We start from the raw sequence: 22,606 nt of genomic DNA, 5'->3' as shown, positions 1-22,606 counted from the left end.
CCATGACTCTTCTTGGTACAACCAGCACTGTGGCCATATCGCTTTATGCGCTGCTCTCGACTGCTTATAAGAGCATGCAGGGGCTTTATGCTCTGCCGACAAACGACCCATCGGCGTTGGAGGTTCTCGTCGGCTCCGATCAACTGCCCAGCGTGGATGTCATCGTCCCCTGCTTCAACGAGGATCCGCGCACGCTTTCAGAGTGCCTGGCTTCCATTGCCGACCAAGAATACGCCGGAAGACTTCGGGTCTATGTGGTTGATGACGGTTCTGGAAATCGCGAAGCCTTAGGAACTGTCCACGAAACCTACGCGCGCGACCCTAGGTTCGACATCATTTTGCTTCCCGAGAATGTTGGAAAGCGCAAGGCGCAGATCGCCGCGATACGCCGCTCATCAGGGGATCTGGTGCTTAACGTTGATTCAGACACGTTACTCGCGTCCGACGTCATTGCCAAGCTTGTACCGAAGATGCGAGATTCAGCGGTCGGCGCAGTCATGGGTCAGTTGACGGCCAGTAACCGGACCGAGAGCTGGCTGACCAGGCTGATAGACATGGAGTACTGGCTGGCTTGCAACGAGGAGCGCGCGGCGCAGGCTCGCTTCGGTGCCGTTATGTGCTGTTGCGGCCCATGTGCCATGTACCGCCGGTCTGCGCTCCTTTTGTTACTGGACCAGTACGAGTCGCAGTTTTTTCGGGGCAAGCCAAGCGACTTCGGTGAGGATCGCCATCTTACTATCCTGATGCTGAAAGCAGGCTTTCGAACCGAGTACGTTCCGAGCGCCATCGCGGCCACAGTCGTCCCGAACAGACTAGGACCGTATCTGCGCCAACAACTCCGTTGGGCACGAAGCACATTCCGGGACACGCTGCTTGGGCTGCGCTTGCTGCCCAGCCTGAATAGCTATCTCACGTTGGACGTGGTCGGACAGAATCTCGGCGCGCTACTCCTCGCCATATCGGTATTAACGGGCCTCGCACATTTCGCACTGACAGGCTCTGTGCCTTGGTGGACAGGACTGATGATTGTGTCCATGACCCTGCTCCGATGCAGCGTGGTAGCATTTCGTGCCCGACAGTTTCGATTTCTGGGCTTTTCGCTGCACACGTTCATCAACATCTTTCTCTTGCTTCCGTTGAAAGCCTACGCGCTGTGTACATTGAGCAATAGCGATTGGCTGTCGCGAGGCTCTGCTGTCGCTACATCGAACACTGGGGGAAAACAGGCCCCCACCCAAACTCCGATCACTGGTTCCAGCAGGGCAGAATTCTCGCCGCATGCGGCTCCGCTTCGCAGGCTCAATCTTGCGCGGGATTCTTCGGAATTAGTGCTGTCGGGCAACATTTGCGGCGACGAGTGATCGCTAATTACCTAGTGGACGAGAGGTGCACGAGTTTGACCCAGAACGTGAATCATCAGTTGCTTGATCGGGAATTGGCCGCAGACGATCCGTGGCTTCTCGACGGCAATCCGTTCGAGCGGAAGCGCCACACGCAAATGCTCCAGCTGGCGCTTGCCCAAGGCTCCATTTCAAATGCCCTCGAAGTCGGGTGCGCTGCCGGCGCATTCACGGAAAAACTAGCCCCCTACTGCCAAGGGCTCACCGTCATCGATGTCGTGGCGCAAGCGATTGCTCGAGCACGTCAACGGATAAACGAGCCGTCGCGCATCAACTGGATAGTCTCCGATGTTCAACAGTTTTCGACCGACGAGTTGTTTGACCTGATCGTTGTGGCGGAGGTCCTCTACTATCTCGAAGACATAGCCGAGATGCGCGCGGCCGTCAAAAACCTGGTGCGGGTGCTTGCGCCTGGCGGGCATCTGATCTTCGGATCGGCAAGGGATGCTAATTGCCGTCGCTGGGGCCACGCCGCTGGTGCTGAGCCGGTCATCGCCATGCTGAACGAAACGTTGATCGAGGTAGAGCGTCTTGAGTGTCGGGGCGAGTCGGTCAACGAAGACTGCTTGCTCGTCCGTTTCCGAAACCCGCTTTCCGCTTCCTGATGAATCGAATCTATCGCCGTTAACCTGGAGACACTATGCGCATCTTTGGTATCAAGCTGACCCATGATGGGGCGATCGCCCTGGTCGAGGATGGACGGCTCGTCTTCTGCGTTGACCAGGAAAAGCGGCACAACGATCCGCGTTACCAAGCCATCGATAATCTATACGCAATTGTCGCCGCTTTACCGGAACAGGGGCTAAATCCTTGTGATGTCGATCAGTTCGTTATCGACGGCTGGAATGGCGAAGACGAGTCACAGTTTCAGGTCCGGCAGGCAACCAAGCAACCGCCAGTCTTGGCGTCCCTCTCGGTAAAATGAACCCATGTCCATGGTAGCGATCGATCTTACTGACGTAAGCAAAACTTATGACAAGCTCGTTGTCGACAGACTGTCGTTCCGCGTTGCGGCGGGGGAATGCTTCGGGCTCTTGGGACCGAACGGCGCGGGCAAAAGCACGATTGCGCGTATGGTCCTCGGCATGACATCGCCCGATGCGGGGAAGATTACTGTGCTCGGCGTTCCAGTGCCGGCGCGCGCGCGTTTGGCACGTATGCGCATCGGCGTGGTCCCGCAGTTCGACAATCTTGATACCGCGTTCACTGTACGCGAGAACCTGTTGGTGTTCGGGCGCTACTTCCGGATGAGCAGACGCCAGATCGATGCGGTCATACCATCGCTGCTTGAGTTCGCCCGCCTCGAGAACAAAGCGGATGCGCGCGTCGCCGAACTGTCCGGCGGCATGAAGCGGCGCCTGACGCTCGCGCGTGCGCTGATCAATGACCCGCACTTGCTGGTGATGGACGAGCCGACCACCGGCCTCGATCCGCAGGCCCGCCACCTGATCTGGGAACGGCTGCGATCGCTGCTGGCGCGGGGCAAGACTATTCTTTTGACTACCCATTTCATGGAAGAGGCCGAGCGGCTGTGCGATCGGCTGTGCGTTATGGAGGAGGGGCGCAAGATCGCCGAAGGCCGCCCGTCCGCACTCATTGACGAGCAGATCGGCTGTGACGTGGTCGAGGTCTACGGCGGCAATCCGCATGAACTGGGTGCGCTGATCCGGCCGTACGCACAGCGCATTGAGGTGAGCGGTGAGACGCTTTTTTGCTATGCACCCGATCCGGAGCAGGTGCTGGCGCAGCTACGCGGGCGCGCGGGTCTACGCCTTCTGCAGCGTCCTCCCAATCTCGAGGATGTGTTTTTGCGGCTAACCGGGCGCGAGATGGAGGACTGAACAATGGGCGAACGTTATGCGGCGGGCATGCCCGCCAATGCGTGGAATTGGGTCGCGGTTTGGCGCCGCAACTATCTTGGATGGAAGAAAATCGGGCTTGCATCGGTGCTCGGCAACCTCGCCGATCCGATGATCTATCTGTTCGGTCTCGGCTTTGGAATCGGAACAATGATAGGTCCTGTTGAGGGCACTTCGTACATTGCGTTTCTCGCGGCTGGCATGGTTGCCACAAGCGCGATGGCATCGGCGACCGCTGAAACGGTTTACGGGAGTTTCGGCCGCATGGGCGACCAGCGCACCTGGGAAGGAATGCTATGCACTCAGCTGACGCTCGGCGATATCTTACTCGGCGAATTGGCGTGGGCAGCCACCAAGGCCCTGATGGCGGGCACAGCAATCACTATTGTTGCGACCACGCTAGGCTACGCATCGTGGCCATCCATCCTCTGCTTGCTGCCAGTCATCGCTCTCAGTGGCCTCGCCTTCGCGAGTCTAGCGATGGTCGTCACGGCGCTTGCGCCCAGTTATGAATATTTCATATTTTATAATACGCTTGTTATAACACCCATGCTGTTCCTTTGCGGCGCGATGTTTCCGGTCAACCAATTGCCCGGCGCTTTTCAGGACGTCGCCTCCTTGTTGCCGCTCGCACATGCAATTGACCTCATTCGTCCGGCGATGCTTGGCCGTCCCGCCGGCAGCATGGGCCTGCATATCGGCGCGCTTTGCATATACACGGTTTTGCCGTTCTTCCTATCGGTTGCTCTGTTTCGTCGTCGGCTGATGCGTTGACGCTCTCACCATTCGTGAAATTGATTGTTTGGGCGATACCCATCCACGCGTCGGATAGGTCAATGCATGCGTTTTAAGGGACTCGATCTAAATCTCCTCGTTGTGCTGGACGCTTTGATCAGGGAGCGTAAAGTCACCGCCGCAGCCCGCAGTATTAACCTGAGTCAGCCGGCCATGAGCGCCGCCGTCGGTCGGTTACGCGCCTATTTCAGCGATGAGCTATTTACGATGAACGGCCGCGAACTCATTTTGACACCGCGCGCGGAGGGGCTCGCCACAGCAGTCCGGGAGGCATTGCTGCACATCCAGCTGTCGATTATTTCCTGGGACCCCTTTAACCCGGTCGGATCGGATCGTCGCTTCCGCATCATCCTTTCCGATTACCTCACACTCGTATTTTTTAAGAAAATCGTAAAGCGTGCTGCGCGGGAAGCTCCCGCCGTCCGCTTCGAATGTCTGCCTATTTCCGACGACCCCGAGGAGCTTCTCCGGCGCGGCGACGTTGATTTTCTGATTATGCCGGAAGTGTTCATGTCGAAACATCCTCGCGCAGCCCTGTTCGAAGATATGCTCGTATGCGTAGGCTGCGGCACGAACAAGCAGCTGTCAGAGCCACTTACATTCGACCGATACTTGTCGATGGGGCAGGTTGTGCTTAAATTCGGGGACACCCGGCAGCCCTCCATCGAGGAATGGTATTTGCTCGAGAACGGTTTCGAGAGACGTATCGAGGTCGTCGTACACGGCTTTAGCATGATCCCGCCCCTTCTATCAGGCACCAGCCGCATCGGGACCATGCCGTTGCGGCTGGCGCAGCATTTCGCGAAATTAACACCCTTGCGGATTGTCGAACTTCCGCCGCCACTTCCTGCCGCATTCACGGAGGCCGTCCAATGGCCTGCGCTTCACAATAATGATCCGGCAAGCCTATGGATGCGGGAAATGATGTTGCAGGAGGCATCTCGTATGATTGCCCTGCCTAAGAGCACCGGACGTCTCAGTTGTCGGCCGAATTGAGAAACTGACCCCTCGGTTATGGGAGGAGGCATGGATGGCGATTGGGATTGGGCGATTCCTGCATTGTCGAGAACGATGCAGGGAGAGCAGATCCTTCAGCCTGAAGAGGTGGCAGCGATGCTGCGGCGGCATGAGGTTGGCGGGGAACCGACGGGCGAAGGAATTCGGGTGCGCGCGCAACACCGTGCATCGGCATCTAAGCGAGGGCGGGACTGTTCCGTTTCGCAAGCCCGTGCGGCCGACGGCGTTTGACGGACTGGACGATTGGCTGCGGGAGCGCTTCTTCCCCCATGGGTCGAGCCGGATGACGATCTCGACCCGCTCCAGATGCACCGGGAACGCCTTGCGCGGTCGCGCAGCACGTCGCGGCTCGCCTGTCGGTCTTGCGGCCTTGCGGCCTCGAGTTCGGACTCAATCGCGCCGAGCCCGGTCTGGATTCGAAGGCGAAGGCCTGCTGGGCACGTTCGAGCTTCTCGGAGCTGCGACCGAAGCGCCGCGCTCCAGCTGCTTGACGATCCCTGAAGGTCGGCGAGCCTCTCCTGGGCACGCTCGTGTGTCGCCATCCGGACGATCTCGGCCTTGAGTGTTCGCTCCGGAGTTGTTGCAGTTCGGCCTTCTCCGCCGCCATGGGGACGAATATCGCCTTGAGCGGAACGATTTCGTGGAGACGGGCCAAAGCGCTTCTCTTCATGACGCCGACAAAAGCTTATTTTGCACGGCCAGAGGCCCGCCTTTTGCGCCTGAGTCACTTCGCCACGGCCTATCCGGCCGACGTCGGACGCCGTCTCCGTTCGGCTTAAGCGCGCCAGTCCATGCCTTCGACGAGCGCCATCAGTTGGTGCGTCTATCGGTTCCGCATGCGGAACTGACGAAGCTCAAGGACCTGACGCTCGTGCCCGGCATGCCGGCCGAAGCGATGGTCCAGACGGGCGAGCCTACGGCGCTTTCCTATTTTGTGAAGCCGCTGTCGGACCAAATCAGTCGGGCATTCCACGAGTAATGAAAGTAATTCTGTTAGCTTGGCGTAGGCCGCGTCGCGTAGAGCCCGTGCGGCCGACGTGCGGAAGCTGTCGTTCCGAGATCCTTGAACTCTCGGCTCGCGCGAACGCGCTCCCTAATGTTCCATTGCTCGCAATGGGCAGTGCTGGCGAGATACTCGGCAACACAGCCCTATGCCTGTTCTTCCGAGGCCGGCTTGACGGTGAGCGAATGCGTAACGCAGCTGTGAGGACCCGTCAGTTGTCGTTTCAGCTCGGCTTCGGTCAACTTCGACAGCCTGTCGGCGAAAGGCGCTATCACGAGACCATTGGCGGCAAATTGCCCCCCCCCTGTTGCGCGGTAGCAGCATGCGTGTCGGGGAAGGAACCGTCTCCGGCCCCCATTCATCGCTGAGCCGCGCCGTACCCGCCGCCACCGGAACTTGTCCACGTCCAGCGCTTACGGTGCGGGTATGCCGGCGTCGAGCAAACAGAGAGAGGTTTGGGCCCAACCAGGGCGGCCGGTTACCAAGTTTTCCTCGTCCGCTTGAGTGTGAATGTTCGGGTCGATCGTCTGGGCGCGTCCCCGCCGCCTGCGAGCCCGCTACTGCTCAGCGGAAGGGCGAAGTGAACGTGAATGCATCCATTTCGTAAATGTGTGTCTATCCAAGCAATCGATTTCTCTAATTACCCGATGGGCAATATGAACGCGTCAGGCAGGGTGCATCATTAGGAGTATTTTTCGATGGCAAACATTATCGAGGGTAGCCCGGATGCCGAAACACTCCTCGGCACAAAGGGTGAAGATTGGATGGAGGGTTTCCAGGGCGGTGACTGGATTGACGGTCGTGGCGGCAACGACGAGATCTCGGCTGGCCCGGGCAGTGACCGAGCCCTTGGCGGCGAGGGTAACGACCGCATCTTCGGCGGAGATGGCTGGGACGATCTCTCCGGCGACAACGGCCGCTTCAACGCGCGCGTCTCCGGTGAGGACAATGACAGGCTCAGCGGCGGTCCCGGCCAGGATGTCCTCTACGTGGGTGACGGCCAGGATACGTTGACCGGGGGCACCGACAATGACACGTTCGTGTTCCAGTTCCACAATCCGGTGCCTGGGGTCAATCCGAGTGTCGGGTCGAAGCCGGACATTACCACTATCACCGATTTCAACCCGGCGGAGGACAAGTTCGCCTTCGATGCGGTGGGCCTCTACAACGACGGTTTTGGCGCGAACTTCGTCAACAACGCCAGCATACAGTCCGGCTACCCGGTGAGCAGCTTCTACAGTGGCGCGGCCTCGGGTGCGAACGGCGAACATGTCGTGGTAATCACTGGCGAATCTTTCAACTCTGCTAATGAGGCAGCGAGTGCGATCTCCGGCGAGCACGCCGGCGACATCATTGTCTACCAAAGCAGCTACACCGACAGAGTCGCAACTCTGGCCTATGTCACCGCCGACGGCAGCGCGCACGAGTTCGCCCACCTGGGCGGTGTGGTCACCGTGGCCGACCTAGGCCTGACCGCGTCGGACTTCACCTTCGTTTGATCCAGAAAAACGATACGGAACAGCGCCCCGCCCCCTGGGCGGGCGCTTTCCGTCTCCGCTACTTGCGATGGGCCGGGGCGCCGGGAGCAGTCGCAGCGTGTACAGCTTGACGAAGCCCTGCACGTCGCGCTGGTCGTACACCGAAATCTCCCTGAAGGCGTCTGTTCGGGCCCTTGCGGCCGGCCACGATGAATCCCTTCCAAACCTTCAGCCGGACGGTGTCGTTGTTGACCCGCTCCATTAGATGCCAAACCAAACAAATTCGGCGGGAGCACTGATCCTGAATCAGCGAGTCGGTTGCCGCTCGGGGAGCAATATAGGGAGCTGGGTCGCCAGATCCTCACGGAGACCTACGTGAGTAACCATTCCATGAAGGATTCAGCTTTGAGACCTTTCCCTCTGACTTCCGCTATTTGGGGAATTCTGTTGATCAGCGGCGTGGTCAACGTGCTTGCGCTGATCTCGCCGCTGTTCATGCTTCAAGTCTATGACCGCGTTCTGGCAAGTGGCAGCGTATCGACGCTGGTGGGGCTCGTCGTGCTTGCTGCGGGGCTTTATGCGTTCCAATGCTTGCTCGACATTTTGCGCGCCCGCGTGCTGCTGCGGATTGGCGAGCGTTTCGATGGAGAGTTTTCCGGACGCGTTCACAATGCGATCGTTCGCCTTCCGCTTTCAACGCGCATGCCGGGCGACGGCTTACAGCCGCTTCGCGATCTCGACAATGTTCGCGGCTTCTTAGGTGGAAATGGTCCGACAGCGTTCTTCGATCTGCCATGGATGCTGCTTTATCTTGGCATTTGCTTCCTCCTTCATTTCTGGATCGGCATGACGGCACTTATCGGGGCGGTCGGCCTCACATCTCTGACACTCCTTGCCAACACTCTCTCGCAACGGCCGATAAGCGATACCGTTTCCCACAACATGGCACGCAATGGTCTGCTGCAAGCAGCGCGTTGCAATGCCGAGGTCGTGCAAGCTCTCGGTCTTGGAAAGCGGATCGCTGCCCGATGGCAAAAGGCCAATGCCAAGTTTCTGGCCACCAACCGGAAAGCTGGGGACGTGGCAGGTGGGCTGGGTGCCATTTCAAAATCGCTGCGCGTGCTGCTGCAATCGGCCATTCTTGCCGTCGGCGCGTACCTTGTCATCAGACAGGAGGCTACGGCCGGGGTTATGATTGCCAGTTCGATCATGATGGGGCGCGCGCTGGCTCCGGTCGATCTGGCCATTTCAAGCTGGAAACCTTTCCTCATGGCGCGCCAGGGTTGGGCGCGGCTGGAGGAACTCCTGGAAAAGGTTCCTGAATCCGCTGCCGTTATGCCAATGCCTGCACCTGAACGCGAACTGCGCCTCGAAGGCGTGACAATCGTTCCGCCCGGCGCAAGGAAGCCGACCGTGACCGGCCTTGCGTTTGCCATTCAGGCGGGAAGCGCACTCGGGATCATCGGTGCATCGGGCTCGGGCAAGTCGACACTCTCGCGCGCCATCGTCGGCGCATGGGCGCCGGTCGCCGGAAAAGTTCGCATCGACAGCGCAAGCCTCGATCAATGGGACCGGGAAGCACTAGGCCGTCATATCGGCTATCTGCCGCAAGGTGTTGAACTGTTCGACGGCACCATTGCCGAAAACATCGCTCGTTTTGAAGATAATCCTGACCCTGAGGCTATTGTCGCCGCGGCGAAAGCAGCGGGCACGCACGAACTGATCCTCCGATTTGAGCACGGCTACGAAACTCCGATCGGTGAGGCCGGATCGGCACTTTCCGCCGGGCAGCGCCAGCGTATCGGCCTTGCCCGTGCTCTTTATCGAGACCCTTTCCTTGTTGTGCTGGATGAACCCAATGCCAATCTCGATTCGGAAGGCGAGGCTGCGGTCATTAAGGCGATCGCCTCCGTGCGCGAGCGCAAGGGCATTGCGGTTGTCGTCGCCCATCGGCCCAGCGCCATCCGCGCCGTGGATTTGGTGTTGGTGATGGAAGGTGGACGGCAGCGAGCATTCGGTGCGCGTGATGAAGCGCTTTCCAAAGTCCTGAAGGGGACAGCGATGGCACGAGGCGCTGGCGTCAACGCCATCGAGTCTACACAGGATCACGTGGGAGAGCGCGCTGACATGGAGGATCCCGGTGTCCGGCATTCATCAGAACAATGACGTTTCCAGCTCCATTCGCCGCCACCTGGTGGCGGGCCTTCTGGCGAGCGTAATCTTTGTGGGAGGAGCCGGAGCCTGGGCGGCCTTCACGAATCTCTCCGGTGCGGTTGTCGCGTCCGGACACTTTGTCGTCGATTCCTATGTCAAGAAGGTGCAGCACCCGACCGGCGGGGTGGTGGGAGAAATCCTGGTGCGCGAAGGCGATAAAGTGAAAGCCGGCGACATCCTCATGCGGCTCGATGCCACCCAGACGCGCGCCAATCTCGCCATAGTCACCAAGCGGCTCGATGAGCTCGCCGCCTACCAGGCAAGACTCGATGCTGAACGTGACGATCTCGCGGAGATCGCCTTCCCGGACTGGCTGCTCGCCCGAAGAGATGTTCCGGACGTAGCTTCGGCAATACATAGCGAGACGCTGCTGTTCGAATTCCGCAGACAATCCCGCGACGGAAAGCAGGCGCAACTGGCGGAACACATTACTCAATATCACCACGAGATCGAAGGATTCGAGGCGCAGGAAATTGCCTGTGAAAAAAGGATCGAGGTTCTCCTAAAGGAAATTGCTGTTCTGAGTGGGCTGCGCGACCAAGGCATTGTCTCGGACCAACGGTTGAACAGCCTGAAGATCCAGGTTGCCACTTTCGGTGGTGAACGCGGTGAGAAGATCGCACATCAGGCACAGACAGCAGCCCGCATAGCCGAAACGCGCCTGCAGATCCCGCAGATCGATCAGGATTTCAAGACCGAAGTCGGCCAGGAGCTCAGAGAGGTTCAGGCGCAGATCGGGGAGTATGGTGAGCGCAAGGTGGCGGCTGAACAGGAACTGCGACGGATCGATATCGTCGCGCCGCAGTCAGGCACCATTCAACAACTCGCAGTTCATACGGTCGGCGGAGTGATTACGCCCGCCGATCCGATCATGCTAATCGTGCCGAAAGGCGACGATCTTGCGCTGGAAGTACGGATCACCCCGAAGGACATCGACCAAATCCAGCTTGGTCACAAGGCCGTGCTGCGGATGTCAGCCTTCAATCTGAGAACCACGCCGGAATTGAACGGATATGTCAGCCGGATCGCAGCAGATCTGGCGACGGACGAAAAAAACGGCATTTCGTATTACCTGGTGCGTCTATCGGTTCCGCATGCGGAACTGACGAAGCTCAAGGACCTGACGCTCGTGCCCGGCATGCCGGCCGAAGCGATGGTCCAGACGGGCGAGCGTACGGCGCTTTCCTATTTTGTGAAGCCGCTGTCGGACCAAATCAGTCGGACATTCCGGGAGGAATGAAATAAGCCACAGAAATATATTGTTGTATTTCTTGGTTTCTTTGAGAGTGGTAACACCTGAAGGCACAGACATATTTCCTCATTTGCCTCTGGTCACCACTTCTTTCTGTAGTGAATTTAGCATCTTAACGTACCCTCAAATGCAGAAATGTCCGCGTTTCATGTTGCAACTGAGTATCCTTGGTTTTCAACGGTTTTTAATGGTGCGCGACATGAAAGGCGACACGAAACACCGCCACCAGCGGCAGCGGGCTGTTCGTTTCTCTTCTGCGGAATGAAAGTCAGTCAGTGCCGCGTGGCTGACATCGCCTCGAACATATCCCAAGCCTCATCTCGGTTTCGGTGCTTGCCGGGAATGCGGACCCAGCACTGCTTCGCAAAGATCCGAGCTTCTAGATCGTCATCAGGATGCGTATCGGTCATAAGCGCCGTCCAGTCCCACTTCCGGGCTTCGCGGCGCATCACGTCGACCACAAACCAGCCGGAAGGCGGTCGATCACGTTCGGTGGTTCGCATGGCAGTTTCCTTCTGAACGAAAGATCCATCTCGACGGTCTCTTCACTGTGGGTGCAATGCATAGGAAGGTCAGAATCTCGCGGGAGGCGTCGGCTATGGCGCTTCAACTTGCCGTTCTTTGAAAGATCGCATCACAAAATGGTGTGGCGGTCTGAGCAACTGCCTCCCCGTTCGAACATCGCGATGATGATCATGCGTCCGCCGCAGCACGGGCACGGAAGCGCAAGCCGTCCGGTTCGGCTGATGGGTCGTTAGTGGCGGGAGGCACGGCCGCGAGCACGGGATCTGCGGTATTGTCGCATTAGATTACCTGGCTCGCGATCGAGACGGTCTCTTCGTCTTGCGTTGCCGTCGGCTCGATCTGAGATCGGGGCCTTCGATTGTTCAAGGGCCAGGTTCGGCGCTTTGCTCGAACAGGCTGTTCACCCCCTTTCCCGATCTGGCGATGAGCAGGCGAAGACGGTCGCTGCCCTGAACAAGGTCCTTTCGCGGGATGGATATGAGCTGGCCCAGGATGGCGAAATCTCCGGTCATCCGCTCTTCAGTTTTCGCTCTGTTGTGCGCGGGGTCGGTGGCAGGCCGAAGAACCTGATCTTTGCCTCGCGGGGACCAAAGCCGGAGATCGGCTTCGCCGATGCGATCAACAACGACATCGTCATACTGTCCGGCGAAGAGAGCTGCCTTGTTTACGACCGGCCGATCGGCGCGAGCGGACTTCTGTGGTCGGAGCTCGTCGCCTGGTGGGGCGAGGTTGCGCCGGGAGCAGATGCCGCAAAACTCGGGGCGCGCCTTCAGGAATCGCTGGCCTCGGACGCGGAACGCAAGCTTTTCGCGACCTACTTCAAGTCCTATCGCTCCGCCCTCGGCGAGGAGTTGCCCGCACTCCTGCCCAAGTCTATCTTCACTATGACCCTGCAGTGGTGAAGACCCTGCGTCATCGACTGCCTCTGCCGCGTCAGCGCATGGACTTCCTTATGTTACTTCGCAACCGTCAACGCATCGTGATCGAGGTCGATGGCAAGCACCATTTCTCGGAAAACGACCTCCCATCATTGAATGTCTATGCCGACATGGTGTCGGCTGACCGTGAACTGCGCCTTGCAGGATATGAGGTCTACCGGTTCGGCGCGAATGAACTGGTCGGTAGCGGTGCCGAGGCGAGGATCACGGATTTCTTCGAGAAGCTTTTTCGGCTGCACCGCATTCGGCAATGAGGGTGTCGGGTCTCGGGCAAAAGGATGACTTCGCGCGGTTTCACATGGTCCGCGAGCGCGTCAGCGGCAGCGATGCCGCAGCTTGGATCGGCCCTCACGCGGCCATAGGTCGGCGCGACCTCCTCGCGAGGCCAGCGCTCGACGACCGCATCGCGTTCCTGCAAGGCGCAAGGCCAGCCAGGGCGACCTCGCTTGCGGCACAACGAACGCGTACTATAACGGCCGCTCGGGGAAAGATGACATGGACCTTTTGTTCGACGACGCGCAGCTGAAGCGGGTGTGGAATCAAGAAGCCATCCCGGTCATCTTGCGACGCATCGGTAAGGGCGAGAAATTACGGGTGCGGTTGCCCTACGGAGAACGCAATCGCAAGTGGCTGCGCAATGAACGCCGGCATCGCCCGGAATGGATCGAGGAGCTGCGTTGCTGGGACTTGCCGAAAGCCTGGCTAAATGATTTCGTCGATCGCGCGCTTGTACGCTACCGCAGCGTTTACATTATTCAGCCGTACCGCGAGCAGGAGAAATGTTCCCCTGCTTGCCTCAACGCAACTGGGCACGATTGCGAATGTTCCTGCATGGGCGAGAACCATGGTGCAGGCAATGACGGCAGCTGGTTTGAAGTATCCGAGACATTCGCAACGCGATGGGGTGGGCCTGAGCTGGCGTGTCGGCTTCTAACAGCCAAAAGTTGCGCGTCAGCAGGCGACCACGGGTAGGTCGGATTGTGGGTAGTCAAGCGCGGTGAGCGGAGGCCTGCACTACACGCAGCATCCCTGTTGACAATCAACCTTGATCCATCTGCTCTGGACCATGTTCCACGATGAACCTCGCGCGCTCCAACAACTCATCGAACGTGACAATTTCTGGGCGATTGGTGTGGCGCCGGTGAAGCTCGAATGAGCGAAACTTCGGGAGATTCGTCCCACGATCAAATTGAAATTCGGCCAGCGAACCGATGACGAGACAGGATCGCACGTAAGAGCCGCGTAGCTTGTTTGACATGGGAGGCGATTAGCGATGCCCATTTATTTCATCCTCGAGGAGAATAACGCCGATTGGCGGATGAAGATCGGTCGCGCGACGAACCTTAGAGGTCGTCGAGGTGCCTTACAGACCGGCAACTCGCGCCCGCTAAAGGTAGTGGGGTGGATCGAAGCGGAGAATGAGGCCGAAACGGAAAGGCGGCTCCACGAGAAATATGCAGCGCATAACATTGGCCGGCATGGAGGGAGTAGCGCCAGAGAGTGGTTCTACCTTCAACCCGCCGACATTCTCGAGGATCTGAAACGCGCGGGCATCAAGGGTTTCGTCGAAAAGAATGCAGATGCCTTTGAAGTCGTCGGTCACGATCGTGACGGCTCACCTGAATATCTCGGCGTCTGGGACTGGAGCAACCTCGAGCTTGAAGAGTGCTGCCCGTTTTGTGGCTGCTTGTGCGGCATGCACTTTCAGGACGCATCGCAGATGTTTCACTGTTTAAGCTGCGATGAACTCACCGATTTCTCACAGCCCGATTTTGACAACGAGGAAGACTATATGGCTTGGAAGGAGTACGAAGAGCGCTTGAAAGTAGGGCGTGCAAGTAAGGCGCGACGTAGCAGGTTAGCTTAGACGACGGCGGCTTTTGGGACCATTTGCACAGCGAATGAACGACCGACATCAGGCGCATTTGGGCCGCAAGCGGCCATCCGTTCTCATTGAGTGGTCTTGGGCAGCCGTGGTCTTCACTCGACCCCCTGCATGATGATAAATAACCCAAGAAGGATCTAGACCGAACCGGAAGAGACAAGGTGCAGGTGCGAGGCATTGAGAGAAATAGCAGGAACCGAACCAATCCACAGAAATATTTTGTTGGTATTTCTGTTGGTAGCAGATGCGACTAGCCTTCGTATAAGTCTCTGAAAGGAAAACGGGATTTTCTTCACTTGGATTCCGCCTCTGGGCACCATTTTCCAAACAATATAAATGACTTAATCGTTGGACGCTTAGCCGTCTTGCGCGCCGTCAAGACCCTGCCCACTACGTCAGATACGACCGCCTTTCCGGCCTTAATTCTAATCATCTGGCTACCGACGCCGCGCACTCGGTCATATCTTCCGGACTGGGTTCAAGCAGCGCCCGCTGCCCACTTGAAATCGCCGCCGTCAACTGTCATATTTTACGCGACAGTTGACGCAGGAGGCGCACATGACGGCTACGGCGGATAAGGTCGTTACGGAAGCGAGAGACGGCGGTCTCCAACGAGTGGAGGCACTGCTCGGCGGGTCTCGTATATTGTCGCGTCGATTGACCAGCGCACTTGATGCGCATGAATTGCTTCTAAGTGGCCTGCCGGCCTCGGCGCTAAACCATCTCGTCGGACAACTGGTCTTCATTGACAAGACGGCGTCCCTCGAAAAGGCGGTTGGTATGAGCCTGCGAACCTGGCAGCGCCGCAAAGACGCTCCATCCAAGCCTCTTAGCCAAGAGCAAAGCGGACGGACTTGGAAATTCGCAGAGATCCTGGCGAAGGCGACGGATGTCCTCGGTACGCAGGCGGAAGCTGAGCAATGGTTGGAGCGCCCGGCGATCGGTCTCGACCAGCGCCGTCCGATCGATCTTCTGGGCACTCCCGCCGGCGTGGAACTGGTCGAAGACTATCTCGAACGGCTTGAATACGGCGTCTATGCATGACGCCTCTGCCAATAGCGCTCGGAGGAACGGAACTCATCGCGTGGCGGCTTGACCAGGCCGTCCATGCCGCGACATGGAATAGTGGCGAAGGTGCCTATCGGGTGGGCGGCCGCTGGAACAGCAAGGGCGTAAGAGCTGTGTACTGCTCGATCGATCCCGCCACGGCTATCCTCGAAGTCGCCGTACATAAGGGTTTTCGCGCCCTCGACACAGTTCCTCACACGTTAACAGCCGCTGTCATCAGCGATGCATCGGCTATACATGTCGTCGATCCTGCAAGCGTGCCCAATCCGAACTGGCTGCGCCCCGGCATACCAAGCGCGGGTCAGCAGGCATTCGGGGATGACCTTCTGATGGGCCATCGCGTGGTGGCGATACCGAGTGCGGTCTCTTCACATAGCTGGAACTTGATCTTCGTGGCAAGCGTAGCGACAGATACCTATGCGCTGAAGCTCCAGGAAACTTTTGCTCTCGACACAAGGCTGCATCCCCCGGCCGGCCGCTAATCTGGCCGCGTGGGCGCTGTGTGCAAGGCGTCGGCTCACCGGGAGTCGCAGCCAAAATATCTGCCGCTTGGTGACGGCCAGCAGGGTGGCCATAAAAGCTGGCCAACCGGTCACCGCAAGCATCATTGGCCGAAACAAGTTTGCGCTCTTCTGCCTGCATGCGGATTTAATTTGCTTGGCCACCCGTCAACCCTGGGGCAAACTGCCTGCCGGGGCTGCAGGAGGTGAAATGAGAGCACGCGCAGCAACGCTTGGGGATCTGGAGGATGTCTTTCGCGGTCTGTCCAAGCGGATGTCGGACGAATACGTGGCGGCCGGCAAGGACAGCAAGATCGCCTACGACAATCTGATGATGAATTTGAAGGAGGGCCGCGCGCACGCGCTTGTCGAGGGCGACAAGGCCGTGGCGATTATCGCCTGGCACGAGAACAGCGACGCCGCCGACACGCTGTTCGCCGCACGGGAGGATTTCTTCCGTGCGGCGACCGTTCGCTTCTGCAAGCGGCATATCCGGCACATCCAGGCGCTCGCCGGCAACCTCGCCATCCACTCGCGCAGCTGGCTGCAGGGGCCGGATGTCGCAAGATGGTTTGGCGTTATCGGCTATGTCGAGCGCGGCCGGGAGAATGGCGCCACTTTGTTCGAGCTGCCGCCGGCTCGCGGATAGGCAATCGCGGGATATTGCCTGGCAAGCTTGCAGTTTCGAGCGCTCTCCCAGGAGGGTGCGAAGAGACTTTTCCACCAGCCGTCCTGGCAGAAGCTGTGAGGCGTGCTGCCGTTGATTTCCAGATGTTTCCTGCGACTATCGGCACGCACACTTGCGGAAGATAGAGGTCGAAACAATGCATCTGGACCACTCCGATCACGTCTTCGTCGACCTCGTGCCCGAGCAGTTCGGCCCGTCGGAAACCATCGTCGCGCGCTATCGCGGGCTTGTCGCCACCGCCTTTCGCTATCGATCCGGCGTTGCCGGGCTTCGGATCAGCAACGCGAAGGGCGAAATCGTCATGCTGCCGTTCCAAGGACAGCAGATCTGGGACGTGACCTTCCTCGGCCGCTCCCTGACCATGCGCTCGATGTTCGATGAGCCGGTCGCGACCCGGGACTATCTTTCCAACTACGGCGCGTTCTTCATTCACTGCGGCGCTACCGCAATGGGAAATCCGGGCCCGGATGATCGTCACCCGCTTCACGGCGATCTGCCCAATGCGCCTTATCAGGACGTGCAACTGATCGCCGGCAGCAATTCCGAAGGACCCTTCATGGCGCTGACGGGGCGCTGCCGACAGACCGTCGCTTTCAGCCATGACTATGTGATGGAGCCGACCGTACGGCTGCAACTCGATGCCAGCAGCGTCGCAGTCGACATCGTGATCGAGAACCTGAAACGCTCGGCCATGGAGTTGATGTACCTGGCGCACATCAATTTCAAGCCGGCCGACGGCGGGCGCCTGGTCGACACCGTAGCGGATGATTCCGCGGACATTGTCGTGCGCCAGACGCTGCCGCCCTTTTTCACACCGAGCGAAAGCTACCTTGCTTACCGCGATGCCGTTGTCGCCGATCCTTCGCGGCATCGCCTGCTGACCAAGGGCGAGCCGATCGACCCAGAACTCGTGCTGACGATGAGGGCTAAGGCGGACCTCCAGGGCTGGGCGCACGCCTTGCAGGTCCATCCGGACCGTACGGCGGATTTCGTCAGCTTTCGCCCCGACGAGCTCAATTATGCCGTCCGCTGGATCACGCGCGGCGCCGACCAGGACGCACTTGGCCTCGTGCTGCCGGCCACCGCCGAACCAGACGGCTATCTTGCGGCCAAGGAAAGAGGCCGCCTGGTTCGCGTCGTACCCGGGGAAAAATTCCGCTGTGCCCTGCGTTTTGGCGCTATGGACGCGGACGCAGCCGCACAACGGGAACAAGCCATCGCAGCGTTGAGAGGTGAAGGCCGTTAGTCGCAAGCCCTGACCGCAAACGCTGCCTGAACCGCGCGATTGACCGTGACCGGCAGGATCGACATGTGGTTCTCGCCGGCGTGCAGCTCGAAGCGCGCGCGCACGCCCGGGAGAGCATCAAGCCGCTGCGCCATTGCCCGCGCGAATTCGTCGGTGCGTGTCACCTTCTTCTGCCGCAGGCGCTTTTCCTCGTCCTCGGCGCCAATCTGGAACGGTGCCAGCTTCTCGGTCTCGTACTCGCCGGCCGACAGGATCATGGTCGCCGCCAAACCAGCGGGAACGGCGGCCTCGAAGGTTTCGAGAAAGCGGTCGATGGCACGCTCTTCCCAATAGAGGGCGGGGCTCGCCGCGATCCAGGTCTGGAAGTCAGAAGGCCGCGTGAACAAGGCATAGAGCGCAAACAGACCACCGAAAGAATGGCCATAAAGCGCCTGGCGGCTTGTGTCGACCGTGACCCGACCGGCGACCCATGGCTTCAGCTCGTCTTCGATGAAGGCAAGGAATTCCGCTGCCCCACCCGTCCGGACTTCGGGCGTGCCCTCGTAGAAGGGCGGATAGGTCTTGCCCGGCGGCGGGCCGAGGTCCCATGAGCGGCGCAACGGGTCGTAGCCGCCCTCGACGGGATAGCCAATGGCGACGATGACGCCCCAGCCGACATTGGTGCCCGTTGGATAGAAGGCCTGCGCGCGCATGGCGTCGACCGCCGTGCCGATGACGGCATTGCCGTCGGTCATGTAGAGGACCGGCCAGCCGGCTTCTGGCACCGGCCCGGACGGCACATGCAGGAATATCCGCCAGGGGGCGCCGCCCTGCGCCGGGACGAAGTCGTGGATCGTGGTGTCGGCAATCAAGGCTGGCGCCGCCATCGACTTGGACATGGATATCTCCAGAGGGACAAAAAAGTCAGCGGCGGCGCAGCAGCCACATCAGCACCGGGCCGCCGATGAGCGTGGCGACGAGACCGGCCGGGATCTGGCGCGGGAAGATGGCGGTGCGGCCCACCCAGTCGGCGGCGACCATGATCAGCGCGCCGGCGAGCACCGCGCCAATGGCCTGCGGCAGCGCACGGGACAGGCCAAGGCGACGGGCAAGGTGCGGCGCCATCAGGCCGATGAAGGTCAGCGGACCGACGATCAGCGTCGAGGCTGCGGTGAGTGCCGCGACCACCAGAAGCACGAAAAGCCGCGTCCTCTTCAGGTCAATGCCAAGGCCCTGCACAGCGGCGGGGCCAAGCGGCAGGATGTCGAGCCAGCGCATGAAGAAAGGCGCGAGCGCGAAGAGGCAGACGGCGATACCACCGGTCAGCAAGGCGTCACCGACATCGACGCCATAGGTCGAGCCGGTCAGCCAGTTGAGCAGCAGCATGGCACGCGGATCGCCGGTGGCGGTGAGCACCAGGATCAGCGCGTCGAACAAGGCCGTCAGGGCAACGCCTGCGAGCAGCAGCCGCTCCGGCGCATAGGCGGCACGGCCGCCGATCGCCAGCATCACCAGCAAAGCGGCGAAGGCGCCGATGGTTGCCGCCGCCGTCTGAACCGGACGTCCGGCATCGGAGAGCGCAAACAGCGCCACCATCATGCCGAGCGCAGCACCGGCGCTGATGCCAAGCACTTCCGGGCTGGCCATCGGATTGCCGGTCAGCCGCTGCATCATCAGCCCGGCGAGCGCCAGCATCGCCCCGGCGCTCAGCGCGGCAAGCACACGAGGCCACCGCCACGACAGCAAAGGCTGCAGCTCGTCGCCGAAGGCGAAGGTCCAGCCATGTGGACCCGGTCCATAGAGCAGGGCCAGCCCGAGCAGCAAAAGCAGGGCCAGGCCGATCGCCGTCAGTATAAGGCCGGGCCGGCTTGCGCGCGGTAGGCGCGCGGCCATCAAGGTCGGGGCTTCCGAGCCAAGAGCAAGGCGCGGCAGCAGCCAGAGAAGCAGAGGCGCGCCGAGAAGTGCTGTGATCGCTCCGGTCGGCAGCAGGTCGCCTTGCGGTCCAGTGGCGATCTGTACGGCCTGGTCGGCTGTCCATAACAGCGCCCCGCCGATCAGTGGCGCCATCACCAGTTGTTGGCCCAGCCGCCGGGCACCGCCGACGCGCGCGAGCGTCGCCGCGGCCAGGCCGACGAAACCGATGACGCCGACAGCGGCAACAACAAACGCGATCAGGGCGACCGCGGCCGCCAGTCCTGCGAAGCGATAGGCGCCGAGCGGCACGCCAAGGCTGCGCGCGCCTTCATCGTCGAGACCAAGCAGGGCCAGCGGCCGCACCATGAGGAAGATCGCCAGTGCCGCGCTGCCGATGCGTGGCAACAGCCACAGTGTCGTCGACCAGTCCTGCTGGCCCAGCGAACCGGCGCCCCAGATGAACAGGCCGGCCAACCATTCATGCCGCAGCACAATGAGGGCAGCGCCGATAGCGCCGGCATAGAGACTGACGACAAGCCCCGCCAGCACGACCGAAAGCGGTGACAGGCCTTTGTGCCAGGACAGAGCGATGACGGCGGCAAGGGCAACCAATGCGCCGCCCAGCGCCACCCATTCGCGGCCAAAGGCAAGCAGCGACGGTGACAGAAGCGTTGCTAGTGCCAGCGCCAGATAGGCGCCCGCCGAGACGCCGACCGTTTCGGGCGAGGCAAGCGGGTTGCGCAGAACCTGCTGCAGGACGGTTCCGGCAAGCCCGAGCGCCGCACCGCATAAAAGGCTGACGGCAAGCCTGGGCAGGAAGGCGTAGTGGACGAGCACCTGCCGCATATCATCAATATCCGGGGCGGCGAGCGATTGGAGCCAGAGCGCCGATGGCAGCTGCACGGTGAGGTTCGAGACGGTTGCCGCGATCGCCGCCGCGAGCAGCACCGCGCAAAGCAGGATCGCGCCTACCGGCTGATTGCCAAGAGAGCCCCATGGCAAGGCGCGGCCCGACGGCGCAAGCTTTCCTTCTTGAGTGACGGCCGCGGCATCCTCAGCCATGGGCGGCCTCCGCGGTCATCGCCGACGCCAGGACCCGAGCAAAACGGCGCGCGGATGGAAGCGCGCCAAACATCAGGACGGCAGGAAGGCGCATGATCGAGCGGTTGCGCACGAAAGGCATGGCGTTCCAGACCGGACTTTCGGTCAGCGTGCCGCCAGCGCCCTCAGGCAAGGGTTCGAGATAGGCGAGGCGCGCATCGCTGGATGTTGCCAGCCCGTCGATACCGACGGTCGAAAACCCCCAGTAATTGGTCTCGGCCGTCCACGCGTTGCTGAGCCCGATGCGGTCGAACACCTCCTGAAACAGGCTCTTTGCGCCGTAGACGCGCACATTGCGGGGGTCCAGGAAGCTGACGACATAGATCGGCCGTGCCGACAGCGGCGCCAGTTGCTGGCGAACTTCCGTAAAATACGCGTCTGTCGCCACGATCAGCGCTTCGCCTTCGCTTTCCTTGCCGACAAGCCCGGCGAGCTGGCGCGTCGCCTCGACGGCGTGCTGATAGGGCTGCCCGGCTTCGGTGTAGAGACCGATCGTCGTCACCGGAGCCACGCGTTCGAGCAGCGGCTTGATGCCGTCAAGATACGGCATGGACAGGATGATGTCGGGCCTGAGCTGCTGCAGAAATTCGAGATTGGGCTCGAGCAGCGTGCCGAGATCGGCGATGTCGGGCGGCAGCCGCGGCTCGACCACCCAATTCTCCCAGACCTCCCGATCGGCAATGGCGACCGGGCTGACGCCGAGCATGAGCAAGGTCTCGGTCAACCCGTCATCCAGGCAGACTATGCGCAACGGACGGGCTTCAGCCGTGGAGAACCCCATGCCGGCGAACGGCAGCGTGAAAAGCCCGAGCGCCTGGCGCCGGGTCATTCGGCTGCGCAAGTGATCGGACGCGGCTCTGGGCTCTCGGTCTCTCTGCAATGCGGCGTGCCCTGCTTTTCGGGATACGGTCTCCAGTGACCACTGCCCGGTTGACTATGAAACATGAGTTCAATAGTCAACATTTTGATGGCCTGACAAGTCAACTTTACGCAACCGCATGCCAGGCGCAGCCGCCGCTTGGCCGCAAGGCGATTCGCCCGTACAACAGCGCTGTGCGATGTGGCCGACCAAAAAATCACCGCCCGCGAAGCCCAATCCGCGCTCGCATCATTTTTCCTCCACGAAGGCATTCCATGATAGACGAAGCCACGGTCGCCTTTGGGCAGCCGTTTCCTGGATTGCCTGAGAGACCAAAGACGGCCAAGGAACGAACCAAAAAAGCCGGCAGCAAGCCGCCGCCTGAAGACGTCAAGGACCGGTCGAACGCATCAAGGCAGCGCGATCGGGTTGCACTCGGCAAGGCTTGATGATTTGTTGCCGCTATACGGAGAACGAATGATGCGAGAGCCTGCCGGTCAAGACGAATACGGGTCGACGAACCCCTTCGATCCGGACGACCTGCCGACGTTGAACGCAATCGGCCCGAGCATGGGTAGCGGCAATGATTTCGAGAGATATGCCGTTGCCGTGATCATCGTGTTCGGTGCGCTGATCATTGGCGGGCTGATGGCCGCATCGATGGTCTTCGGGCACCGCAACGGCTTCCTCTTCGCGCTTGGCGGCGCCACGTCCGCTTGGATATCCGGAAACGCGCTGCTGCTCGACCGGCCGCGTATCTATGCGCTGTTCGTCGGCATTGCCGCCTTGATGCTGGTTGCGTCCACCCTCACGCTGGTCTTGTGACGATCAAATCGGTGTGAGCCGATCCACTTGAGCAGCGGGCGATCAACCCGAATCGCCACG

Annotated in this window: 23 protein-coding genes and 2 pseudogenes; 20 read left to right on the top strand and 5 right to left on the bottom strand. The window is 60.3% G+C overall.

From position 1 onward, the window contains the following. Positions 1 to 2: 2 nt before the first annotated feature. The 11 genes and pseudogenes from nodC (at position 3) to NKJ11_RS01485 (ending at position 11,006) form a co-directional block, all read left to right on the top strand. Positions 3 to 1,361 (top strand): chitooligosaccharide synthase NodC, encoded by a 1,359-nt coding sequence (gene nodC / locus NKJ11_RS01535; protein WP_352581813.1) that lies wholly within the window; start codon positions 3 to 5, stop codon positions 1,359 to 1,361. A gap of 35 nt (positions 1,362 to 1,396) precedes the next feature. Continuing rightward, positions 1,397 to 2,005 (top strand): nodulation methyltransferase NodS, encoded by a 609-nt coding sequence (gene nodS, locus NKJ11_RS01530; protein ID WP_023770905.1) that lies wholly within the window; start codon positions 1,397 to 1,399, stop codon positions 2,003 to 2,005. Positions 2,006 to 2,040: 35 nt separating this feature from the next. Continuing rightward, positions 2,041 to 2,286 (top strand): annotated as a pseudogene (locus tag NKJ11_RS01525) (carbamoyltransferase N-terminal domain-containing protein); the annotation flags it as partial. Positions 2,287 to 2,329: 43 nt separating this feature from the next. Further along, positions 2,330 to 3,241 carry a nodulation factor ABC transporter ATP-binding protein NodI gene (nodI, locus tag NKJ11_RS01520; RefSeq protein WP_023736276.1) on the top strand — a complete coding sequence of 304 codons (912 nt, stop codon included), beginning with the start codon at positions 2,330 to 2,332 and terminating at the stop codon, positions 3,239 to 3,241. 3 nt (positions 3,242 to 3,244) lie between these two features. Next, positions 3,245 to 4,033, top strand: a complete 789-nt coding sequence (locus tag NKJ11_RS01515; protein ID WP_023736275.1) for an ABC transporter permease — start codon at positions 3,245 to 3,247, stop codon at positions 4,031 to 4,033. Between the two features lie 66 nt (positions 4,034 to 4,099). Beyond that, positions 4,100 to 5,050 (top strand): LysR family transcriptional regulator, encoded by a 951-nt coding sequence (locus tag NKJ11_RS01510; protein WP_023736274.1) that lies wholly within the window; start codon positions 4,100 to 4,102, stop codon positions 5,048 to 5,050. Between the two features lie 30 nt (positions 5,051 to 5,080). Continuing rightward, positions 5,081 to 5,342: pseudogene (locus NKJ11_RS01505) on the top strand (hypothetical protein); the annotation flags it as partial. Between the two features lie 309 nt (positions 5,343 to 5,651). Continuing rightward, a complete protein-coding gene (locus tag NKJ11_RS01500; protein ID WP_352792620.1) occupies positions 5,652 to 6,050 on the top strand; it encodes a hypothetical protein in 399 nt (132 codons plus the stop codon). 722 nt (positions 6,051 to 6,772) lie between these two features. After that, positions 6,773 to 7,573 carry a calcium-binding protein gene (locus NKJ11_RS01495; RefSeq protein WP_031249252.1) on the top strand — a complete coding sequence of 267 codons (801 nt, stop codon included), beginning with the start codon at positions 6,773 to 6,775 and terminating at the stop codon, positions 7,571 to 7,573. A gap of 369 nt (positions 7,574 to 7,942) precedes the next feature. Beyond that, complete coding sequence (locus NKJ11_RS01490; RefSeq protein ID WP_352792609.1) at positions 7,943 to 9,718, top strand: type I secretion system permease/ATPase; 1,776 nt, start codon at positions 7,943 to 7,945, stop codon at positions 9,716 to 9,718. Next, positions 9,693 to 11,006, top strand: a complete 1,314-nt coding sequence (locus tag NKJ11_RS01485) for an HlyD family type I secretion periplasmic adaptor subunit (protein ID WP_352441440.1) — start codon at positions 9,693 to 9,695, stop codon at positions 11,004 to 11,006. The genes NKJ11_RS01490 and NKJ11_RS01485 overlap by 26 nt, the downstream gene beginning before the upstream one ends. A 284-nt stretch (positions 11,007 to 11,290) precedes the next feature. Here the strand turns inward: NKJ11_RS01485 and NKJ11_RS01480 are convergent, their stop codons facing one another. Further along, positions 11,291 to 11,521 (bottom strand): hypothetical protein, encoded by a 231-nt coding sequence (locus tag NKJ11_RS01480; protein ID WP_023736267.1) that lies wholly within the window; start codon positions 11,519 to 11,521, stop codon positions 11,291 to 11,293. A gap of 405 nt (positions 11,522 to 11,926) precedes the next feature. Between NKJ11_RS01480 and NKJ11_RS01475 the strand changes: the two genes are divergently transcribed. The 3 genes from NKJ11_RS01475 to NKJ11_RS01465 all read left to right on the top strand — a co-directional run bounded on the left by NKJ11_RS01475 (position 11,927) and on the right by NKJ11_RS01465 (position 13,453). Then, positions 11,927 to 12,445: an AbiJ-related protein gene (locus NKJ11_RS01475; RefSeq protein ID WP_352792535.1), complete on the top strand. Its 519-nt coding sequence runs from the start codon at positions 11,927 to 11,929 to the stop codon at positions 12,443 to 12,445. Further along, on the top strand, positions 12,439 to 12,735 hold the full coding sequence (locus tag NKJ11_RS01470) for a putative endonuclease domain-containing protein (RefSeq protein ID WP_352792534.1): 297 nt from the start codon (positions 12,439 to 12,441) through the stop codon (positions 12,733 to 12,735). The genes NKJ11_RS01475 and NKJ11_RS01470 overlap by 7 nt, the downstream gene beginning before the upstream one ends. A gap of 241 nt (positions 12,736 to 12,976) precedes the next feature. Beyond that, positions 12,977 to 13,453 (top strand): hypothetical protein, encoded by a 477-nt coding sequence (locus tag NKJ11_RS01465; protein ID WP_352792533.1) that lies wholly within the window; start codon positions 12,977 to 12,979, stop codon positions 13,451 to 13,453. A gap of 67 nt (positions 13,454 to 13,520) precedes the next feature. On the opposite strand, the gene NKJ11_RS01460 is transcribed toward NKJ11_RS01465, so the two are convergent. After that, complete coding sequence (locus NKJ11_RS01460) at positions 13,521 to 13,739, bottom strand: Shedu anti-phage system protein SduA domain-containing protein (protein ID WP_352792532.1); 219 nt, start codon at positions 13,737 to 13,739, stop codon at positions 13,521 to 13,523. A gap of 15 nt (positions 13,740 to 13,754) precedes the next feature. Between NKJ11_RS01460 and NKJ11_RS01455 the strand changes: the two genes are divergently transcribed. The 5 genes from NKJ11_RS01455 (at position 13,755) to NKJ11_RS01435 (ending at position 17,868) form a co-directional block, all read left to right on the top strand. After that, entirely contained in the window at positions 13,755 to 14,348 is a 594-nt protein-coding gene (locus NKJ11_RS01455; protein WP_023736263.1) for a GIY-YIG nuclease family protein, read from the top strand. A gap of 576 nt (positions 14,349 to 14,924) precedes the next feature. Then, positions 14,925 to 15,410, top strand: coding sequence for a type II RES/Xre toxin-antitoxin system antitoxin (parS, locus tag NKJ11_RS01450; protein WP_352554104.1), 486 nt, complete (start codon positions 14,925 to 14,927; stop codon positions 15,408 to 15,410). Continuing rightward, on the top strand, positions 15,407 to 15,916 hold the full coding sequence (locus NKJ11_RS01445; RefSeq protein WP_352441449.1) for an RES family NAD+ phosphorylase: 510 nt from the start codon (positions 15,407 to 15,409) through the stop codon (positions 15,914 to 15,916). The genes parS and NKJ11_RS01445 overlap by 4 nt, the downstream gene beginning before the upstream one ends. A 229-nt stretch (positions 15,917 to 16,145) precedes the next feature. Then, entirely contained in the window at positions 16,146 to 16,583 is a 438-nt protein-coding gene (locus tag NKJ11_RS01440) for a hypothetical protein (protein WP_023813918.1), read from the top strand. A 175-nt stretch (positions 16,584 to 16,758) separates the two neighbouring features. Beyond that, positions 16,759 to 17,868 (top strand): DUF4432 family protein, encoded by a 1,110-nt coding sequence (locus tag NKJ11_RS01435; RefSeq protein ID WP_352612184.1) that lies wholly within the window; start codon positions 16,759 to 16,761, stop codon positions 17,866 to 17,868. Here NKJ11_RS01435 and NKJ11_RS01430 read toward each other — a convergent pair. From NKJ11_RS01430 to NKJ11_RS01420, 3 genes are read right to left on the bottom strand one after another with little or no spacing between them, the layout of a single operon-like run. Beyond that, positions 17,865 to 18,746 (bottom strand): alpha/beta hydrolase, encoded by an 882-nt coding sequence (locus NKJ11_RS01430; protein WP_352792531.1) that lies wholly within the window; start codon positions 18,744 to 18,746, stop codon positions 17,865 to 17,867. The two genes, NKJ11_RS01435 and NKJ11_RS01430, sit on opposite strands and share 4 nt — an antisense overlap. 25 nt (positions 18,747 to 18,771) lie before the next feature. Then, a complete protein-coding gene (gene fhuB, locus NKJ11_RS01425) occupies positions 18,772 to 20,823 on the bottom strand; it encodes a Fe(3+)-hydroxamate ABC transporter permease FhuB (RefSeq protein WP_352792530.1) in 2,052 nt (683 codons plus the stop codon). Beyond that, positions 20,816 to 21,691 carry an ABC transporter substrate-binding protein gene (locus NKJ11_RS01420; protein ID WP_352792529.1) on the bottom strand — a complete coding sequence of 292 codons (876 nt, stop codon included), beginning with the start codon at positions 21,689 to 21,691 and terminating at the stop codon, positions 20,816 to 20,818. Before NKJ11_RS01420 ends, fhuB begins: the two co-directional genes overlap by 8 nt. A 507-nt stretch (positions 21,692 to 22,198) precedes the next feature. Between NKJ11_RS01420 and NKJ11_RS01415 the strand changes: the two genes are divergently transcribed. Continuing rightward, positions 22,199 to 22,546 carry a hypothetical protein gene (locus tag NKJ11_RS01415; protein ID WP_032808338.1) on the top strand — a complete coding sequence of 116 codons (348 nt, stop codon included), beginning with the start codon at positions 22,199 to 22,201 and terminating at the stop codon, positions 22,544 to 22,546. The last annotated feature ends 60 nt before the right edge of the window (positions 22,547 to 22,606 follow it).

It is taken from the genome of Mesorhizobium sp. M0243 (assembly GCF_040321775.1).
In the GTDB taxonomy this organism is placed as follows: domain Bacteria; phylum Pseudomonadota; class Alphaproteobacteria; order Rhizobiales; family Rhizobiaceae; genus Mesorhizobium.
Note: the sequence above shows the minus strand (reverse complement) of the source record. Positions and strands in the feature narration are given on the sequence as shown.